This window comes from Flavobacterium sp. FlaQc-49 (genome assembly GCF_044005985.1).
GTDB classification, from domain to species: Bacteria; Bacteroidota; Bacteroidia; order Flavobacteriales; family Flavobacteriaceae; genus Flavobacterium; species Flavobacterium cupriresistens.
This window is the reverse complement of record NZ_JBIPCS010000004.1, coordinates 360,394-377,264: the sequence shown is the minus strand read 5'-3', so window position 1 is coordinate 377,264 and position 16,871 is coordinate 360,394. Positions and strand designations below refer to the sequence as shown.

The 16,871-nt window shown below is 34.8% G+C and carries 20 protein-coding genes and 1 riboswitch; of the genes, 15 read left to right on the top strand and 5 right to left on the bottom strand.

The genetic code is table 11. The features are described from left to right. Window positions 1-58: 58 nt before the first annotated feature. The 3 genes from ACHRV3_RS11285 to ACHRV3_RS11275 all read right to left on the bottom strand — a co-directional run bounded on the left by ACHRV3_RS11285 (window position 59) and on the right by ACHRV3_RS11275 (window position 2,724). Window positions 59-472 carry a GxxExxY protein gene (locus tag ACHRV3_RS11285; RefSeq protein ID WP_395434714.1) on the bottom strand — a complete coding sequence of 138 codons (414 nt, stop codon included), beginning with the start codon at window positions 470-472 and terminating at the stop codon, window positions 59-61. A 79-nt stretch (window positions 473-551) separates the two neighbouring features. Continuing rightward, the gene (locus ACHRV3_RS11280; RefSeq protein ID WP_395434713.1) at window positions 552-1,580 is read right to left on the bottom strand and encodes an iron chelate uptake ABC transporter family permease subunit; all 1,029 of its coding nucleotides are present in this window, start codon (window positions 1,578-1,580) and stop codon (window positions 552-554) included. A gap of 1 nt (window position 1,581) precedes the next feature. Next, the gene (locus tag ACHRV3_RS11275) at window positions 1,582-2,724 is read right to left on the bottom strand and encodes an ABC transporter substrate-binding protein (RefSeq protein WP_395434712.1); all 1,143 of its coding nucleotides are present in this window, start codon (window positions 2,722-2,724) and stop codon (window positions 1,582-1,584) included. Window positions 2,725-2,890: 166 nt separating this feature from the next. Here ACHRV3_RS11275 and ACHRV3_RS11270 point away from each other — a divergent pair, with 166 nt between their 5' ends. The 7 genes from ACHRV3_RS11270 to ACHRV3_RS11240 all read left to right on the top strand — a co-directional run bounded on the left by ACHRV3_RS11270 (window position 2,891) and on the right by ACHRV3_RS11240 (window position 10,279). After that, entirely contained in the window at window positions 2,891-3,253 is a 363-nt protein-coding gene (locus ACHRV3_RS11270; RefSeq protein ID WP_395434711.1) for a DUF5522 domain-containing protein, read from the top strand. Between the two features lie 127 nt (window positions 3,254-3,380). Further along, window positions 3,381-3,896: a bifunctional adenosylcobinamide kinase/adenosylcobinamide-phosphate guanylyltransferase gene (gene cobU, locus ACHRV3_RS11265; RefSeq protein WP_395434710.1), complete on the top strand. Its 516-nt coding sequence runs from the start codon at window positions 3,381-3,383 to the stop codon at window positions 3,894-3,896. A gap of 87 nt (window positions 3,897-3,983) precedes the next feature. Beyond that, window positions 3,984-5,663 (top strand): nicotinate-nucleotide--dimethylbenzimidazole phosphoribosyltransferase, encoded by a 1,680-nt coding sequence (cobT, locus tag ACHRV3_RS11260; RefSeq protein WP_395434708.1) that lies wholly within the window; start codon window positions 3,984-3,986, stop codon window positions 5,661-5,663. A 66-nt stretch (window positions 5,664-5,729) separates the two neighbouring features. After that, the gene (locus ACHRV3_RS11255) at window positions 5,730-6,527 is read left to right on the top strand and encodes an adenosylcobinamide-GDP ribazoletransferase (RefSeq protein ID WP_395434707.1); all 798 of its coding nucleotides are present in this window, start codon (window positions 5,730-5,732) and stop codon (window positions 6,525-6,527) included. Next, the gene (cobC, locus tag ACHRV3_RS11250) at window positions 6,512-7,054 is read left to right on the top strand and encodes an alpha-ribazole phosphatase (protein WP_395434705.1); all 543 of its coding nucleotides are present in this window, start codon (window positions 6,512-6,514) and stop codon (window positions 7,052-7,054) included. Before ACHRV3_RS11255 ends, cobC begins: the two co-directional genes overlap by 16 nt. A 63-nt stretch (window positions 7,055-7,117) precedes the next feature. Then, window positions 7,118-7,326, top strand: a riboswitch (cobalamin riboswitch). Between the two features lie 26 nt (window positions 7,327-7,352). Further along, the gene (locus ACHRV3_RS11245) at window positions 7,353-9,206 is read left to right on the top strand and encodes a TonB-dependent receptor plug domain-containing protein (protein ID WP_395434703.1); all 1,854 of its coding nucleotides are present in this window, start codon (window positions 7,353-7,355) and stop codon (window positions 9,204-9,206) included. Between the two features lie 5 nt (window positions 9,207-9,211). Next, entirely contained in the window at window positions 9,212-10,279 is a 1,068-nt protein-coding gene (locus ACHRV3_RS11240; protein ID WP_395434701.1) for a YncE family protein, read from the top strand. 233 nt (window positions 10,280-10,512) lie between these two features. Here the strand turns inward: ACHRV3_RS11240 and ACHRV3_RS11235 are convergent, their stop codons facing one another. Next, window positions 10,513-11,991, bottom strand: a complete 1,479-nt coding sequence (locus ACHRV3_RS11235) for a S41 family peptidase (protein ID WP_395434699.1) — start codon at window positions 11,989-11,991, stop codon at window positions 10,513-10,515. A 164-nt stretch (window positions 11,992-12,155) separates the two neighbouring features. Between ACHRV3_RS11235 and ACHRV3_RS11230 the strand changes: the two genes are divergently transcribed. Genes ACHRV3_RS11230 through ACHRV3_RS11215 form a run of 4 tightly spaced genes read left to right on the top strand, consistent with a single transcriptional unit; the run spans window position 12,156 to window position 14,195 of the window. Beyond that, on the top strand, window positions 12,156-12,665 hold the full coding sequence (locus ACHRV3_RS11230; RefSeq protein WP_395434697.1) for an RNA polymerase sigma factor: 510 nt from the start codon (window positions 12,156-12,158) through the stop codon (window positions 12,663-12,665). After that, complete coding sequence (locus ACHRV3_RS11225) at window positions 12,652-13,110, top strand: hypothetical protein (protein ID WP_047773899.1); 459 nt, start codon at window positions 12,652-12,654, stop codon at window positions 13,108-13,110. Before ACHRV3_RS11230 ends, ACHRV3_RS11225 begins: the two co-directional genes overlap by 14 nt. Window positions 13,111-13,126: 16 nt before the next feature. Then, window positions 13,127-13,654: a DUF4252 domain-containing protein gene (locus tag ACHRV3_RS11220; protein ID WP_047773900.1), complete on the top strand. Its 528-nt coding sequence runs from the start codon at window positions 13,127-13,129 to the stop codon at window positions 13,652-13,654. A gap of 1 nt (window position 13,655) precedes the next feature. Beyond that, a complete protein-coding gene (locus ACHRV3_RS11215; RefSeq protein WP_047773901.1) occupies window positions 13,656-14,195 on the top strand; it encodes a DUF4252 domain-containing protein in 540 nt (179 codons plus the stop codon). 61 nt (window positions 14,196-14,256) lie between these two features. Here the strand turns inward: ACHRV3_RS11215 and ACHRV3_RS11210 are convergent, their stop codons facing one another. Further along, window positions 14,257-14,718: an Lrp/AsnC family transcriptional regulator gene (locus ACHRV3_RS11210; protein ID WP_230003062.1), complete on the bottom strand. Its 462-nt coding sequence runs from the start codon at window positions 14,716-14,718 to the stop codon at window positions 14,257-14,259. A 114-nt stretch (window positions 14,719-14,832) separates the two neighbouring features. Between ACHRV3_RS11210 and ACHRV3_RS11205 the strand changes: the two genes are divergently transcribed. The 4 genes from ACHRV3_RS11205 (at window position 14,833) to yiaA (ending at window position 16,819) form a co-directional block, all read left to right on the top strand. Then, window positions 14,833-15,339, top strand: coding sequence for a GNAT family N-acetyltransferase (locus ACHRV3_RS11205; protein ID WP_395434695.1), 507 nt, complete (start codon window positions 14,833-14,835; stop codon window positions 15,337-15,339). 16 nt (window positions 15,340-15,355) lie between these two features. Further along, window positions 15,356-15,577, top strand: coding sequence for a hypothetical protein (locus tag ACHRV3_RS11200; RefSeq protein WP_395434693.1), 222 nt, complete (start codon window positions 15,356-15,358; stop codon window positions 15,575-15,577). Between the two features lie 154 nt (window positions 15,578-15,731). Then, window positions 15,732-16,406, top strand: coding sequence for a TIGR02117 family protein (locus ACHRV3_RS11195; protein WP_395434691.1), 675 nt, complete (start codon window positions 15,732-15,734; stop codon window positions 16,404-16,406). A 14-nt stretch (window positions 16,407-16,420) separates the two neighbouring features. Then, the gene (gene yiaA / locus ACHRV3_RS11190; RefSeq protein WP_047773908.1) at window positions 16,421-16,819 is read left to right on the top strand and encodes an inner membrane protein YiaA; all 399 of its coding nucleotides are present in this window, start codon (window positions 16,421-16,423) and stop codon (window positions 16,817-16,819) included. Window positions 16,820-16,871 lie beyond the last annotated feature (52 nt).

Sequence of the window (16,871 nt, the reverse complement as noted above, 5' to 3'; positions counted from 1 at the left end):
CTTATTTTTTTAAATCCCTTTTAGAATTTACTCGTAAATTATCACATAGTTTCATGAGTTACTTTTCAGGCAATAATCTAAAATATTCGTTCACAAATGTTTTCTGACCATCTTTAAAAATATTGAAACAATTAAAATTAATTATAATTCCTTTTGGTGCTTTTAAAAGTTTCATATAAGTCAGCAGCTGGGCCTTATGCATTGCGTTTATTTCAGAAACTGTTTTTAATTCTACTACCAAACAATTTTCAACATACAAATCGCATCTCAGATCTGCGTTTAATTCTTTATTTTTATATTGCAATGGCACTTTCATCTCTGTGAAAAAATTTAATTTTCTTTGTAAAAGCTCTTCTTTCAGACATTGATGATAAACCTTTTCAAGCAATCCATTCCCAATTGCTTTATGCACTTCTATCGAAGCTCCAATCACCTCGTAAGTCAACTCATTCAAATATTTCTGAGTAATCATTAATTAATAAATTGAAATAAAAGCTATGTTTCTATGTGTTTAAAAAACCAATTTACTAATTATTTTTGAAAGAATTAACTTATGAAAAATTTTTCTTCCTTACCAAAAGCCAGATTACTACCGGCGCACCGATAATAGATGTAATTGCGTTTATAGGAAGCGTGACTTCAAATCCCGGCATTTCTGAAACGATATCACAAAACAACATAATTGTGGCACCAAAAAACAAAGTACTCCAAAACAAAATAGTATGATTACTGGTCTGAAAAGTAAGTTTTGCTATATGGGGTACTGCCAAACCAATAAAGGCAATCGGACCAGCAAAAGCGGTAATACTTCCTGCCAAAATACTTGTTGCGAATATGATAATCAATCGGGCTTTCTTGAAATTCAAGCCCACACTTTTAGCATAATTCTCTCCTAGAAGCAAGGCATTTAAAGGTTTTATACTACTCGCGCTTAAAAGCAATCCAATACTCACACAAATTGTAAAAATACCAATGGTAGACCAAGAAAGGTTTCCTAAACTCCCCATCGACCAAAAAGTAAATTTCTGAAGCTGTTCTGCGGTACTAAAATACGTTAAAACACTTACAATGGCAGTGGTAAAACTTCCAAACATAAGTCCAACGATTAAGATCGCCATAGTGTCTCGTAATTTCTGTGAGACCACCAAAACCAATAATAAAACTAAAGTACTTCCTAAAGTGGAGGCCAATACAATTCCGTAAGAAGACAACGCAATTGTACTTAAAAAAGACGGCAAAAATCCGGCTCCCAAAATCACAAAGGCGACTCCTAAACTGGCACCGGAACTCAGTCCTAAAACATAAGGTCCCGCAAGCGGGTTTCGAAACAAAGTCTGCATCAGTAAACCACTAATTGACAAACCCGTTCCTACCAAAACAGCCGTAATTGCTTTTGGTAATCTGTAATTTATAATGATGTATTCCCATGCCGATTTACTCGCATGTCCACCCGTCAGACTCGTATACACTTCTTTTAATGGAATGGTGACGGAGCCCAGACTAATGCTGGCCAGAAACATAAAAACCAAGCCTAAACCCAACATCAAAAATAAAATGGTATTTCGTTTTTTATCTGCCAATTTAGTTCAATTTAGCAGCAAAAGTAAACTCATAACCTGGAAGTAAATCCGGATGAAAAATCTTGATATAATCTTTTAAAACCAAATCAGGTCGGCTTGGTGATAATTCGTAATAAATAGTACCTCCGGTTGCCCCTAACTTGCTTTCAAAATTATAAACATTTTTATTTTTAAAAGCATCAAATTCTGTATAGTGCGGATTGTTCTTACCTAATTCTTCGAGGTTTTTAACAGCTCCCGTAGCAATCCAAAAATTAGCCGTTTTGGCTTTTACCAGTACTTTTTCGTAAGACAAACCTTCGCTTCCGGTTCCTTTAAGATCAGCCCATAAATAATTGGCTTGTGCATCTTTCATAAATTCAGCTACCCAACTGTTTCCTTTTGCTACATACCAGGTGTCTTCGTACATCGAACCATACAAAACGGTAGAAGCGGCTTTTTTGCCCGCTACTAATTTCTTAGCCTGATTGTAACTCAAAACAATTTTATCAAACAATTCTTTTGCTTTTTCTTCTTTGCCAAACAGGGCGCCGTAAAGTTTGATCCATTCTGCTTTTCCAAGTGGAGACTGCTCCATCCAATCGGCCTGAATGAATACATTTAGTCCGCTTTTTTTCAAATTATCCAACATTGGATTGTTGTTGTCTACACCAAACGTTACAATTAAATCCGGTGTCAATTCGATTAATTGTTCGATATTCAGTTTCTCGTTTTGCCCTACGTTTTTAACAGCTCCTTTATCGATTAAGGCTCTTGTTTTCTCAGAAGAAACATAATCGGTATGCGGAAAACCTACCAGTTTGTTCTCTACTTCGAGCATTTCCAGAAACGGAATATTGGTTGTTGAAGTCACTACAACAGACTCCAAAGGAACTTTTATAGCAGGATAAGATTGTAAACTATCCGGAACTTCCGCTGTTTTTTCTTTTAAAACATAAGTGTAGTTTTTATTGGCATTTGGCCACGGATTTGAAACCGTTACCACCGAATACCCTTCGTGTTTTACGATAGAAAGCCCCGAAGCATATTCTATACTGTTTTTTGCAATTTCAGATTTTACGCTTTCTGTATTTTCACTCTTTTTACATCCAACCAGAAGAAAAAAAGAAAAAACAAAAATAAATTTAGATACTAAATGTTTCATAAGTAGATTATAGGTATAGTATTTGTAATTCGTGATAAATATAGGTCATTTTGAATCATTACAATTTCATAATGCCGGTTTCAATTAACAGCAAAGGTAAATCAATTTCTATTTTTTTTACCCCTCTTTAATCTGACAAAATTAAATAAATATTATCTTTACCTACATGAATACCACAAAAACAAAAGTTTGCTCAAGCTGTGAATCTACTTTTAGCTGCGGAGATATTTCTGTTGAGAACAAATGTTGGTGCAATAATTACCCTCCTATTTTTAATCTCTCCGAAGGCGGCGATTGTCTTTGTCCGGCTTGCTTTAAAGAAGCCTGTGAAGATAAAATTGAAGCTTATGTAGAAACTATAACTCCGGAAAAAGCGCTTCGCAATAAAGCCGCAGCCTTACCCAAATCAGAACAGTTAATTGAGGGAATTGATTATTATCTCGAAGACAATAAATATGTTTTTAAAGCCTGGTTTCACCTAAAAAGAGGCAACTGTTGCGGAAACGGATGCAGACATTGTCCTTATTAATACTGTGAAATGTAAAATGTCATTTGTAAAAAGTGAATTACAAATTACGGTTTAGTATCTCTTTCCATTTACATCTAACATCTCACAAATAACACCTCACTTCTAACCAATAACATCTCACAAAAAAATGATCTATCTAATTACAGGCGGCGAGCGATCCGGAAAAAGCAGTTATGCTCAAAATTTGGCTTTGCAACTTTCTAGCGCGCCTATGTATGTTGCGACAGCAAGAAAATGGGATGCCGATTTTCAGAATAGAATCGACCGTCATCAGCAGGAACGTGACGAGCGTTGGACGAATATTGAAAAAGAGAAACATTTAAGCGAAATTGATTTCACGGGAAGCGTAGCCCTCATCGATTGTGTTACCCTATGGCTTACCAATTTTTTCGTTGATACTAAAAATGACGTGTCTTTATCTTTAGAAGAAGCCAAAGCTGAATTTGAAAAAATAGCCAATCAAAAAGACGCGACCTTGATCATTGTTACCAATGAAATTGGAATGGGCGTTCACGCAGAAACTCATATCGGAAGAAAATTTACCGAGCTGCAAGGCTGGATGAATCAATTTTTAGCTTCAAAAGCAGATCAGGTTGTTTTGATGGTATCCGGAATTCCTGTCAAAATAAAGGAACAGAGGTAGTAAATTCCAAATCTCAAATTCCAAATTCCAACGCATTTATTCGCTTTTTGGAATTTGGAATTTTTAATATTGTAATTTTACAAGCTTATGAGTTATTTAGACGATATTTTAAAATCACGTCGGGACACCCGACATTTCACCGCAGATGAAGTACCTGATGAAGTAATCAATAAAGCTTTACAGGCAGGACATTGGGCTCCTTCTGTTGGTTTGACTGATGCTACAAAATACTACATCATCAGATCGACTGAAGTTAAAAGTGCTATCAAGAATTTATTTTTAGAGTATAATAAAAAAGCAGAGGCTCTTACAGACAATCCAGAGCAAAAAGAGCATTATAAATCGCTGAAATTAGAAGCGATTGAAGAAGCTCCAATTGGACTTATTATCGCTTATGACCGAGCAGTTCTAAATCAATTCACTATTGGAACGGTTGGCAGTAATGAAGCCGTTAAATTTAGTTCGGTTTGTGCCGCACAAAACATTTGGCTTTCGCTTACTGAACAAGGTTTTGGGATGGGATGGGTTTCTATTCTAAACTATTATCAATTCAAAAAAATACTCGATCTACCGGAGAACATCGAACCCCTTGGTTATTTCTGTATCGGAAAACCGGCTACCAATTACGATAACCAGCCGATGTTGCAACAACTCAACTGGAAACAAAAATCGGAAGTCCCTGATGTGACCGAAATTACTAATGTGCTTGAAAGTGTGGTTTCGAATCTTCAAATAAATCCACAATTAGCATCTAAGGACCAATCGGATTTCACTACACTTTTACAGGAAAAAATCGATTCTAAAACCAAACCTATCGGTGCCTTGGGCGTTTTAGAAACCTTGGCTTTGCAAATGGGACATGTTTTTGAAACTTTAAATCCAAAGATAAAAAGCCCAAATATCGTTGTTTTTGCAGCCGATCATGGAATTGCAAATCATGGTGTCAGTGCCTATCCGCAGGATGTTACCCGCCAAATGGTTGCTAATTTTCTCGAAGAGGGCGCAGCAATAAATGTTTTCTGCAAACAAAATGACATTACATTATCTATTGTAGATGCGGGTGTGAACTATGATTTTCCAACAAATGCCAAATTAATAAATGCCAAAATTGCAAAAGGAACACAATCGTTTTTACATGCTCCCGCTATGAGCGAAACGGAGCTGCAATTCTGTTTTGAAAAAGGAAAAACCATTGTAAATACTATCGCAGAAACGGATTCTAATTGCATTGGTTTTGGTGAAATGGGAATCGGAAATACCTCTACAGCAGCAGTATTAATGAGTCTTCTAACGGGTTTTCCGATCGAAGAATGTGTTGGAAAAGGAACTGGTGTTGAAGACGAAAAACTGATCCAAAAACAAAACATACTGAAAAAAGCGATTGAAAATTATTCAGGTCAAACTGAAATGCAACAGCAATTGGCCTATTTTGGAGGTTTTGAAATTATACAAATGGCGGGTGGGATGCTCGCCGCATATGATCGCAAAATGTTGATTTTGGTAGATGGCTTTATTTGCAGTGTAGCATATTTAATAGCTTCGAAAATAAATCCGAATATTAAAAGAAATGCCATTTTTTGCCACGTTTCAGCCGAGCAGGCCCATCAGAAATTGTTAAATTATTTAGAAGCGAAACCTATTTTAAATCTCGATTTACGCTTGGGAGAAGGAACAGGCTGTGCGATCGCTCTTCCAATTTTAAAATCTGCAGAAGCTTTTCTCAATGAAATGGCCACTTTTGAAAATGCCGGGGTTAGTCGCAAGTAAAGTAGTCGCAGTTTTCAGTTTCAGTCACAGCTTTCTATTTAATATAAAATTACATACTTGTTTTCAATGAAAAAAGAACTCCATATATTCTTCACAGCGCTCATGTTTTACACCCGGATTCCATGTCCAAAAAACATTGATCATAATCCGGATTATCTAAATAAAGCCACACGGTATTTCCCTTTGATAGGCTGGATTGTTGGAAGTATTTCCTTTTTGGCATTTTATGTTTTTTCTCTTTTTCTGTCGGTAGAAACTGCTGTGATACTAGCTTTTATTGCTTCTATATTAACTACAGGAGCTTTTCATGAAGATGGCTTTGCAGATGTTTGTGATGGTTTTGGAGGAGGCTGGACTAAGGAAAAAATACTACTGATAATGAAAGACAGCGCTATTGGTGCCTATGGTGCCATTGGTTTGATTTTGCTTTTTTTATTAAAGTTCAAACTGCTTTCAGAATCTATAGCACCTTTTCAAATTCAGGATTCAACAGCCCTTTTTCAAATTTTCTTATTGTTTATTTCAGCTCATGCTTTGAGTCGTTTGGCAGCGATTAGTATTATTTTCACTCATGAGTATTCGCGTGATGATGCTTCAAGTAAAAGCAAACCCATTGCTAAAAGCAATACCTGGAAAGAAATTTTGGGTTCCTTTTTCTTTGGATTAGTCCCCCTACTTGTGCTGTCCTATTTCAAATACCAGATTCTTTTGGTTTTAATTCCTGTTTTTTTGACCCGTTATTTTTTAGCGCGTTACTTTCAGAAATGGATTGATGGTTATACAGGCGACTGCTTGGGAGCTACGCAACAGGTGTGCGAAGTTGTTTATTATTTAGCACTTCTTTTGGTATGGAAATTTATTTAGTCCGTCATACCGAAACGCTCTGCGAAAAGGGCATTTGCTACGGACAGTCTGATGTTGCTCTAGCAGAACCTTTTGAACTTATTTTTGAAAATATCATTTCACAATTGCCACAAAAAGCGATTCTTTTCTCAAGTCCTTTACAACGTTGTGTAATTTTAGCAAAATACATTCAAAACGAAATCAAAACCATTTATTACCAGGAAGACAAAAGACTAATGGAAATGAATTTTGGAGATTGGGAAATGAAAAGCTGGAATGACATTCTACCCGAACAACTTAATCCGTGGATGGAAGATTTTGTGACTGTTCACGCTACAAATGGAGAATCTTTTATTGAATTACATGACAGAACCGGCGTTTTTTTATCAGAGCAAATTTCAAAAAAAGCAGAACAACCGATAATTGTTGTTACCCATGCAGGAGTCATCAGAAGCCTGCTTTGCCACCATACTTCACTCCCGCTGAAAGATGCTTTTCAGAATAAAGTCGATTTTGGACAAGTCGTCAAAATAAACCTACAGCTGTAAATTTGTTTTAGGAATTCACATAAAAAACAGACCAAATTTGAAAATTCAATAATTTTAACTTTATCTTTGCAAAAAATTTAAGGTTGTGTTACTGATTTATTTAGCACATTAAAAAGGGAATCAAGTAAAAACTTGAGCTGTACCCGCAACTGTAAGCTTAGTTCAGAAATGAATGCTTGTTGTTAACTACAAAACCACTGCTCGCTTTGGCGAATGGGAAGGTAAACAACAAGACGCGAGCCAGGAGACCTGCCTTTGTAACTAATATCGAACTCTCGGGAACAAGAGTGTAGAAATTATGACTTTAAAAAAACGGTTGTCTTTTTGTTTGCTCTTATTGTGTCAGATCCTTTTGGCACAGAACGATTCTATCACAAAATTAAAAGAAGTGATTGTTTCAGACACCAATCTTAAAAAATACTCCGGCACACAGTCTGTTCAAACCTTGAATGATTCGATTATCAATAAAAACGAGGCTTTGCTAACTGATTTATTAAATTATAATTCAACAATTTATTTTAAAGAGTACGGTCGCGGAATGCTTTCTACTGTTTCGTTCAGAGGAACCAGCGCTTCGCAGACTGCCGTAATTTGGAATGGTATTAATATCAACTCTCAAATGAATGGAAGTACTGATTTTAATACAATCTCAGGTTCTGATTATAACTCTGTCACCGTAAAAGCAGGTGGAGGGAGTGTCATTTATGGAAGTGGGGCAATTGGAGGAACGGTACATTTAAACAATGAATTAGGTTTTTATGATCGTTTTGAAAACACCTTAAGATTAAATTACGGGAGTTTTAACACCATTGGAGTTAACTACAAAACAAATATTTCAAACAAAAAATGGAGCGCTCAAATTGGTTTTTCTAAAAATAGTTCGACCAATGATTACAAATATCTGGATCGATATACCTGGAGAGGAGAACAACGTTGGAATCAAAATGGAGAATACGATGTTTTTACAATGAGTGCCAATTTGGGATATAAATTTGACGCTAAAAATAGTTTAAAATTATATAGCCAAACTTCTAATACAGATCGAAATACTTCTTTGATTACAGAAACAGATACTAAAAGCAAGTATATAAATGGTTTCAATAGAAATTTATTGGAGTACGATGGCGATTTTGGAAAATTGAAAGCAAATTTCAAAACCGCCTATATCTTTGAAAATTACCAATATTACGAAGATAATACAAAGGACTATTTTAGTTATGGTAAAACCGAAAGCTTGACAACAAAACTAGATTTAGCAGGCACACTATCTAAATCTATACAAATAAATGCTATCGTAGATTACAACCGAACTAAGGGATCTGGAACTAGTTTCGGAGATCATATTCGTGAAATCTTTTCAACATCATTACTCTTGAAGCAGGATATCTCTGCCGTTTGGAGAAATGAATTTGGTATTCGAAAAGAATTTACAGACAACTATAAATCACCCCTTTTATTCTCTTTGGGTTCATTCTATCAGTTTAGTAAATTATACCAGCTAAAATTAAATTTGTCCCGAAATTTCAGAATTCCAACTTATAACGATTTATATTGGGACCAAGGCGGTAATCCAGACTTAAAACCGGAGAATTCTTATCAGGCAGAAATTGGTAATATTTTTACTTTCAAAAACATTACACTTAGTCAGACCTTTTATTATATCAAAATAAAAGATTTACTGCAGTGGGTTCCTGGGCAAAATGGTATTTGGTCTCCACAAAACACAGCCAAAGTAGATAGTTATGGAGCAGAAACTCTGTTAAACTGGAAGGGCCATTTTGGCAAAAACTACTTTAGTGCAAACACTACTTATGCCTATACAGCATCAAAAGATGGCGAAACCAAAAACCAACTTTTCTTTGTTCCATACAACAAAGTCACCGGATCTGTTTCTTACTCAAGAAATAAAATAACTGCTTATTATCAATTCTTGCATAATGGTTTTGTATACACAAGAGCGGATAACAATCCAGATGAAATAATAAATGATTATAGTGTTTCAAATTTTGGGATCGATTATGATTTCAAAATTTTACAAACGTTCAAACTTGGCTTTCAGATTTTAAATATTTTCAATAAAAATTATGAAAGTTATGAAGACAGACCTATGCCGGGTCGCAATTTTAATATGTATCTAACCTTAAAATTCTAAATATTATGAAATTTAGCAAACTGCTTTTAATAACACTCAGCATCTCTTTATTTGTTTCCTGTTCAAGTGATGATGACAAAAACAATGATACTAATGTTGAAATAGAGAGTCCGTATAAAAATGGCTTTTTCATTCTAAATGAAGGAAGTTTAGGACAAGGTTCTGTTTCGTTTTTAAGTAAAGACTTAAGCACCTTTACAAAAGATGCCTACACTTCAGCAAATCCAAAGGACTTGATAGGGAAATATGTACAAAATATTTTCTTTGATGGTGATAAAGCTTATATCATCTCTGGTGGATCTAATGTAATTAATGTCGTAAACAGATATACTTTTAAATTAATTGCTAAAATCGACTCAGGACTAGCTAAACCAAGATATGGTGTAGTAAAAGACGGAAAAGCATATGTTACCAATGCCAACACTTATTACAATTTTGAAAAACCATTAGAAAATCCAAATGGAAATATAGATGATTATATTGCTGTAATTAATTTGACCACTAATACTGTTGAGTCTAAAATTGAATTGAAAGCAACTGGTAACAGAATTGTATTAAAGGAAGGAAAACTATACATTACTGAACCTTATAATAACAATAACCTGTTGATCGTTGACATAGCTACTAAAACACTGGAGACTATAGCTATTGGTTCAAGTGCAGACACGATGGAAGAAGAAAATGGAATTTTATACATTCTAAGAGGTCCTTACGGAGCCAGAAGTGAAATTGTAAAAGTGAAATTATCTGACAAAACAACTACCAAAATTGCATTTCCGGAAAGTTTAGATGGAGCAGGATTTTTAGACATTTATGAAAGCAAAATTTATTATACAGCCGGGAGCTCCGTTTATGCAATAAATACTACAGCAACAACGCCCTCAACAACGCCAATTTTGACTTCTACTATTGGCTATCTATATGGTTTTGCAGTTAATAATAATTTTATCTATCTAGCTGATAGTGGAGACTATAAACAAGACAGTAAAGCTTACATTTACAATCTAGGCGGAACACTTCAAAAAGAATTAACGGTTGGTGTAGCACCAAACGGTTTTTACTTTAATAACTAAGAAAAACGTCTGATAAAATAATTCTGTAATTATTTTTCAACGTAATCAATTCATCCTTTATTATTATTTTATTTTTTTGGAACAAAGAGGTTGTCTAATTAAAAATTAGGCAGCCTCTTTTTATTTGGAGCTATTCACCGTAAGAACAAAAAAAACACCCATAAAACTAATTTTATGGGTGTTTAATTAAACTATTTTTATCTAATAATGTATCTCTTACAATACGATCATCATTAATTTAATGTTCTCAAAAGCCCTTCCGGAGCTTTCTCAACATACATCTGATTTCCGATACCATTCATTGCTTTGGAATCGATGAAAGATCGAAGTGCCTTTCCTCTGTCCTGTTGTACTTTTTTAGCCGAAGCACCGGTAATTTTTGCAATGGCAGTATTTAATAAAGGTTCTGAAGGATCTCCTAAAACACCTAAATTAGATAAATACTCAAGTTGCTCATAAGCAGGCTTTAGACCATCTGTATATTCACCAAAACCTGTTGCATTAACAATTTTAAGAACCAAAGGTTGCATGGCGTATTTATGACTTGTATTGACTTTGTTTTTTGTAAATGTTTCGGAATCATATAGTGTTACGGATCCAACATTTTTTCCAACTGTATAATCTCCTATTTGTACTACACTAATGTAAGGAACTAATCCATTTATAATTAATTCACTTGCAGACGCAGTTCCATTAGAAGTCAGCACATATACTTTGCTTAAACGCAAACTATTAATGGCTCTTCCGTTAATATTGTCTACAAACCTATTGTTTAAAGATTCTGAATCTTCCGTTTCAAGATAAGCGGTAAGCTTAGCGTTCCATTTTTCTTTAGCAAAAATCTGGTCTTTAAACTGCCCCGTAATCATACTGGCCAAACGTGTAGCGGTCTGAACCGATCCTCCTCCATTGTATCTCAAATCAAGAACTAAGTCAGTTACGCCCTGCGTTGCTAATTCCTCAAAAGCATCATTTAACTGCGAATCATAAGTGCTATAAAAACCATTATACATCAAATAACCAATTTTATGACTTCCGGACGTAATAACTTTATTGATCAGAATTGGATTTTCATTCAGCGTTGTCTTTACCAACGTAACCGATTTTCCATTTGATTCTATAACATTTCCGTTATACTGCGCTAAATTCAAAGTATAACTCTCCGAATCCAAAAGCAATTGTCTGTAATTAGAAGCGGTAAGCGGAGTTCCGTTTACAGCTGTAAATAGATCACCACGTTTGATACTTTTGCCCGAAGCGTCTGAACCCGGAACAACATAACGTACAAAACCTACCAGATCTGAATTGCTTTCTCCTTTATAACTCAACTTAAAATCAATTCCGGTACTTTTACTGGTTCCTTGAAGTTCTTGTTCTAAAACACTATAATCCTTAACAATCCAACTGAATCGGTCAATTGCTTCTCCTTTGGGAAATTTACTCGCCGGTTTATTCAATAAATCCTGAAACAAATTCTCAGGCTCGGCATAACCACTCAAAAAAGAATTTAAGGCACTTTGCTTATTTCCGAAGCGCTCATCAGATAAATTAGGAACATCAGCCTGCCAAAGATAGTACTGATTTAGTCCTTTCCAGATAAAATCGTTTATCTGCAAATTTGCCGGAGCAGCAATGTCATCCTGGTCTTCACAAGATTGTAAAGAGAAGAGAAGTAAGCCTAATAATAGTAAACTTCTTAATATTGTTTTCATAAACTGGTATCTATATAAAAGTAATAACGTAAAAATACTATCTTTAGTTTTAACAATAGGTAGTTTAATTATCTTTTTTTTTATACTATTTTTTTCAGTTCTGTTGTAACAAAATTAATTGTACCTCGTCTTCCTTTATATAAGCTAACCAATAACCCTGATTTATGAATCAAATTGTTTTCATAGAATTAATAAATCCTTTTAAAGACAAAGTATTTCGTCTGGCCAAAAGGTTGCTGACCAGCACTGAAGAAGCCGAGGATGCTACTCAGGAAGTAATGGTTAAATTATGGAATAAGAAAGAAAATTTAGAAACCTATTCCAGTGTTGAAGCTCTAGCGATGACCATGACCAAAAATTATTGTCTCGATCAGCTAAAATCTAAAAGAGCCGGAAATCTTCAAATTGTACACAACAATTTTACAGACCGACAGCCACAATTAGATAAAAAACTCGAAGATGAAAACAGTTTAGAATGGGTAGAAAAAATAATCGGTCAATTACCCGAACAATTACAAATATTAATACAGTTACGCGATGTTGAACAATATGAATTTGATGAAATAGCAAAAATTGTCAACATGAATGAAACGGCTATCCGGGTAGCCCTTTCGAGAGCGAGAAAAAAAATTAGAGAATCAATGCTTAATACACACCGTTATGGAATTAAATAGAATAGAATATATATTAGAAAAATACTTTCAGGGAGAAACTACTATTGCTGAAGAAAACGAATTAAAAGACTATTTTTCTTCACCAAATGTTGCGCAGCATTTGGAGCAATACCAACCAATGTTTGGTTATTTCTCTCAGGTAAAAGAACAAAAATCGACGCAGGAGATTCCACTACAAACTAAAAAACGAAATGTTACGTGGTTATCAATTGCAGCCTCTGCTGTTATTTTACTGGGAATCGGGACCTATTTTTATGTAAGCGATAAAAACGCAACTCCGGTTGTAGCGCAATCAGAATTAGGAACCTACGACAATCCGGAAGAGGCCTTAGCGGCAACGCAAAAAGCCTTAGCCTTAGTGTCAAACAATGTGAATGTAGGTCTAGAAAGTGTACAGTACATTCACGAATACGAACAATCAAAAAACAAAATCTTCAAACAATAATTTAAAATTTATAAAAATGAAAAATTTCATCATAACACTAGTTTTCACATTCGCTACCACTGTTTTTTATGCACAGGGTGCTTTTGACAAATTTGACGGTCAGGACGATGTGACCTCTGTAATTGTAAACAAAAAAATGTTCGACTTAATGAGCAAAGTAAAAGTCGATGCCAAAGACAAGGAAACGCAACAGTACGTTAACCTGATTAAAAAATTAGACTATCTAAAAGTATTCACTACCAAAAACCCAAAAATTGAAGCCGACATGAAAGCTTCTGCCGACAAATACATTAAAACTGCCGGTTTAGAAGAATTAATGCGCATAAATGACAGTGGTAAAAACGTTAGAATATTAATCAAATCAGGGGCCAGCGATACACAGGTAAGAGAATTACTAATGTATATTGACGGTGCTAAAAACGACGAAACTGTTTTATTATCTCTTACGGGTAATTTTGACTTAAATGAAATTTCAGTGCTAACAGACAAAATGCAACTTCCTGGTGGTTCTGACCTAAAAAAAGCTTCTAAAAACAAAAAATAATATGAAAGTCAGCGTCTTTACCTCAGCCCTTTTAGCTTTACTTACTTTACTAAGTTGTAAATCTGAGCCTTCCTTGCAAAAATATTTTGTTGAAAATACAGATAACAAAAACTTCATTGCTCTTGATATCTCGCCTAGTATTCTAAACTTGGACAAAGCAAAACTATCTACAGAACAATCCGAAGCTTTAAACTCTTTTGACAAAATGAATATTCTTGCCTTTAAAGCAAATGCAACAAACAAGGCCGAATTTGAAACAGAAAGAACTAAAGTAAAAGCTATTTTAAAAGATCCAAAATATCAGGAACTGATGAAGTTTGGCTCCGGTAAAGAAGGCGCTTCTATAAGTTATGTAGGTACTGATGAGAACATCGAAGAATTTATAGTTTTTGCCAACAGAAAAGAAAGCGGATTTGCAGTAGTACGCGTTTTAGGAAAAAACATGAATCCGAATAACATCATGACCTTAATGTCGGTTTTACAAAAATCCAAAATTGACATGGAGCAGTTGAAACCCTTGGAACAGCTAATTAAAAAATAATCTTACTTTATTAAAACAGAAAAAGCTCCTAATTTGGGGCTTTTTCTGTTTTAATTCCTTTTTAAATACTAATACTATAATTCACTTTTACTCGATCCATTACAACGTGCGTATAAAAATGTTTCAGATTTTTATTATCCAGAAGATACTTCTTTTGAAACACTTCAAAATGATGCATGTCTTTTACTTGTACAATTAATACAAAATCATAACTCCCCGTCACATAATAACATTGAGACACTTCTTCGCAGTTTTGCATTCCGGTTTTAAATTCATCAATTGCTTTCGAACTACCATCAAGCAGAACAACATCTACGACACATGTTATCCCAATACCAATTGCCTCAGGAGATACAATAGAAATATCTGCTTCAATTATATTTTCCTCCCTCATTTTAGCAATTCTTCTTTGAACTGCACTCTGACTTAAATTTACTTTATGACTTAATTCTTCTGTGGTTATCCTGTTATTCTTTTGAAGAAAATGCAATATCCTTTTATCATACTCATCAAGTTGACGCATAATTAAACTATTTAAGCCCTAAAATTAAAAGTTTTATCCCACAAAAGAGACTACACAGCATAAAATAGTCAACATTTTGCTTCTAATTTTGTTTCTCAATTTAAACGAAAAGCGATGAAAATAGTAAACAGCACAATCGATGACATACCAACCATCAAAACACTTTATGATGAAGCAATAGTTTATCAAAAAGAAAAAAAAGGAACACCCTGGCCGGATTTGCCAAAAGAAATTATAGCAACGGAAATTGCAGAAAACAGACAATGGAAATTAGTCCTAAACAATGAAATTGTATGCGTATGGGTTACCACTTTTGACGATCCTGAAATTTGGAACGAAAAAAATGCAGACCCAAGTGTTTATCTTCATCGAATAGCCACTAACCCAAATTTCAGAGGATTAAACATTATTTCAAAAGTTTTGGAGTGGACGAAAAATTTTGCCATTCAAAACAACAAAAAATATGTAAGACTAGACACGGCCGGTATAAATCCCGGATTAATTACCATGTATGTCAAAAATGGTTTCAAATTTATTGAAATCACCAAAATAAAAAATCCTGAAAAACTACCGGCGCACTACCACAATGTTCCAGTTTGTCTCTTCGAAATAAAATTATAACCTAACCTCACTAACTATGCTATCACTAATCACTGACCAAATTGGTTATTTAGGAATCACGATCAATTTATTTTCTATGGCTCTTAAAGGAGAAAAAAACCTCAGACTATTTTCCCTGATTGCCAATTCTATATACATCACTTACGGAATGCTTATTGGCGCTATACCCATTGTGATTGGCTCCGCTATAGCCGTATTATTGCATACCTACAGATTACGAAAAATTGATTCTGATTAAAAAAACAGCATCCTTCCGCTCATAAAAAACCGCTGCTTTTGCGGTTTTTTGTTATAAAAATTAAAAAGATTTTTCTTGACAATTCAGCGCATTATCATTTTGATATAAACTTAAATTAGTTACATTTGAAAAAAAAGAAATTAACATAATCACCTTGAAAAAAGCACTTAAAATCCTTTTAAAATCAATCTTATTCTTTTTAGGATTTGTTCTACTCTATATCGCAACCGCCTTCGTACTTTCAAAAATAACTGTAGATAAAGAACCCGACACAAAACCCGAAGTTCAGATATTCATCCTGACAAATGGTGTTCACACTGATATCGTAATGCCGGTCAAAAACGACCAGATAGACTGGAGTCAGCAAGTTCAATTTAAAAACACAAAAGCAGCAGATTCTACCTATAACTATATCGCTATGGGCTGGGGAGACAAAGGATTTTATCTGGAAACCCCGGATTGGTCTGATTTAAGAGCTTCTGTTGCTCTAAAAGCGGCAACCGGATTAGGCAAAACTGCCATTCATGCCACTTATTACAGACAAATGAGATTGGGCGATGATTGCAAATCCATGATGATTAGCAAAGAACAATACAGCCGTTTGATTGCCTACGTTACAGCCAGCTTTCAAAAAGACAACTCGGGTAATTTCATTCCCATTAAAACAGACGCCAACTATAGCAGAACAGATGCTTTCTATGAAGCCAACGGAAGTTATAGTTTGACACACACCTGTAATACCTGGGCCAATAACGCTCTGAAAGCATCCGGTCAGAAATGCTGTTTCTGGACGCCAATGGACACCCCAATTTTTTCGAAATACAACTAAATTAAATATAAAACATGGTACAAAAAACATCGAATGCCTTTATCGCGGCATCATGGGTCGCTCTTGGAGCTGGAACAATCGGATTTATAGTAGGGCTTGCAAGAGCCGAAATGTTACTTAACGAAAAAGGATATTATTTCACTGTTTTAATGTTTGGTCTTTTCGCTGTAGTCTCCCTGCAAAAAAGTGTCAGAGACAAACTGGAAAACCTTCCTGTAACGGATATCTATTACGGAATTTGCTGGTTCGGAACTCTTTTATCAATTGTATTACTTGTCGTTGGTCTTTGGAACGCTACAATTCTCCCAAGCGAAAAAGGTTTTTATGCATTTGCATTTTTACTAGCTCTTTTTGGCGCCATTTCGGTTCAGAAAAACACCCGAGACAATATGTCTTTTAGCCAAAGTGAATAACACATACAACTAGCCAAAACAAAAGAAAAAACTCCATTTAGGAGTTTTTTTT

What these genes read in the sequence shown, in the direction of transcription:
- ACHRV3_RS11285 (WP_395434714.1), bottom strand. Translation starts at nt 472, where the DNA reads ATGATTACTCAGAAATATTTGAATGAGTTGACTTACGAGGTGATTGGA.
- ACHRV3_RS11275 (WP_395434712.1), bottom strand. Translation starts at nt 2,724, where the DNA reads ATGAAACATTTAGTATCTAAATTTATTTTTGTTTTTTCTTTTTTTCTT.
- ACHRV3_RS11270 (WP_395434711.1), top strand. Translation starts at nt 2,891, where the DNA reads ATGAATACCACAAAAACAAAAGTTTGCTCAAGCTGTGAATCTACTTTT.
- cobU (WP_395434710.1), top strand. Translation starts at nt 3,381, where the DNA reads ATGATCTATCTAATTACAGGCGGCGAGCGATCCGGAAAAAGCAGTTAT.
- cobT (WP_395434708.1), top strand. Translation starts at nt 3,984, where the DNA reads ATGAGTTATTTAGACGATATTTTAAAATCACGTCGGGACACCCGACAT.
- ACHRV3_RS11255 (WP_395434707.1), top strand. Translation starts at nt 5,730, where the DNA reads ATGAAAAAAGAACTCCATATATTCTTCACAGCGCTCATGTTTTACACC.
- cobC (WP_395434705.1), top strand. Translation starts at nt 6,512, where the DNA reads ATGGAAATTTATTTAGTCCGTCATACCGAAACGCTCTGCGAAAAGGGC.
- ACHRV3_RS11245 (WP_395434703.1), top strand. Translation starts at nt 7,353, where the DNA reads ATGACTTTAAAAAAACGGTTGTCTTTTTGTTTGCTCTTATTGTGTCAG.
- ACHRV3_RS11240 (WP_395434701.1), top strand. Translation starts at nt 9,212, where the DNA reads ATGAAATTTAGCAAACTGCTTTTAATAACACTCAGCATCTCTTTATTT.
- ACHRV3_RS11235 (WP_395434699.1), bottom strand. Translation starts at nt 11,991, where the DNA reads ATGAAAACAATATTAAGAAGTTTACTATTATTAGGCTTACTTCTCTTC.
- ACHRV3_RS11230 (WP_395434697.1), top strand. Translation starts at nt 12,156, where the DNA reads ATGAATCAAATTGTTTTCATAGAATTAATAAATCCTTTTAAAGACAAA.
- ACHRV3_RS11225 (WP_047773899.1), top strand. Translation starts at nt 12,652, where the DNA reads ATGGAATTAAATAGAATAGAATATATATTAGAAAAATACTTTCAGGGA.
- ACHRV3_RS11220 (WP_047773900.1), top strand. Translation starts at nt 13,127, where the DNA reads ATGAAAAATTTCATCATAACACTAGTTTTCACATTCGCTACCACTGTT.
- ACHRV3_RS11215 (WP_047773901.1), top strand. Translation starts at nt 13,656, where the DNA reads ATGAAAGTCAGCGTCTTTACCTCAGCCCTTTTAGCTTTACTTACTTTA.
- ACHRV3_RS11210 (WP_230003062.1), bottom strand. Translation starts at nt 14,718, where the DNA reads ATGCGTCAACTTGATGAGTATGATAAAAGGATATTGCATTTTCTTCAA.
- ACHRV3_RS11205 (WP_395434695.1), top strand. Translation starts at nt 14,833, where the DNA reads ATGAAAATAGTAAACAGCACAATCGATGACATACCAACCATCAAAACA.
- ACHRV3_RS11200 (WP_395434693.1), top strand. Translation starts at nt 15,356, where the DNA reads ATGCTATCACTAATCACTGACCAAATTGGTTATTTAGGAATCACGATC.
- yiaA (WP_047773908.1), top strand. Translation starts at nt 16,421, where the DNA reads ATGGTACAAAAAACATCGAATGCCTTTATCGCGGCATCATGGGTCGCT.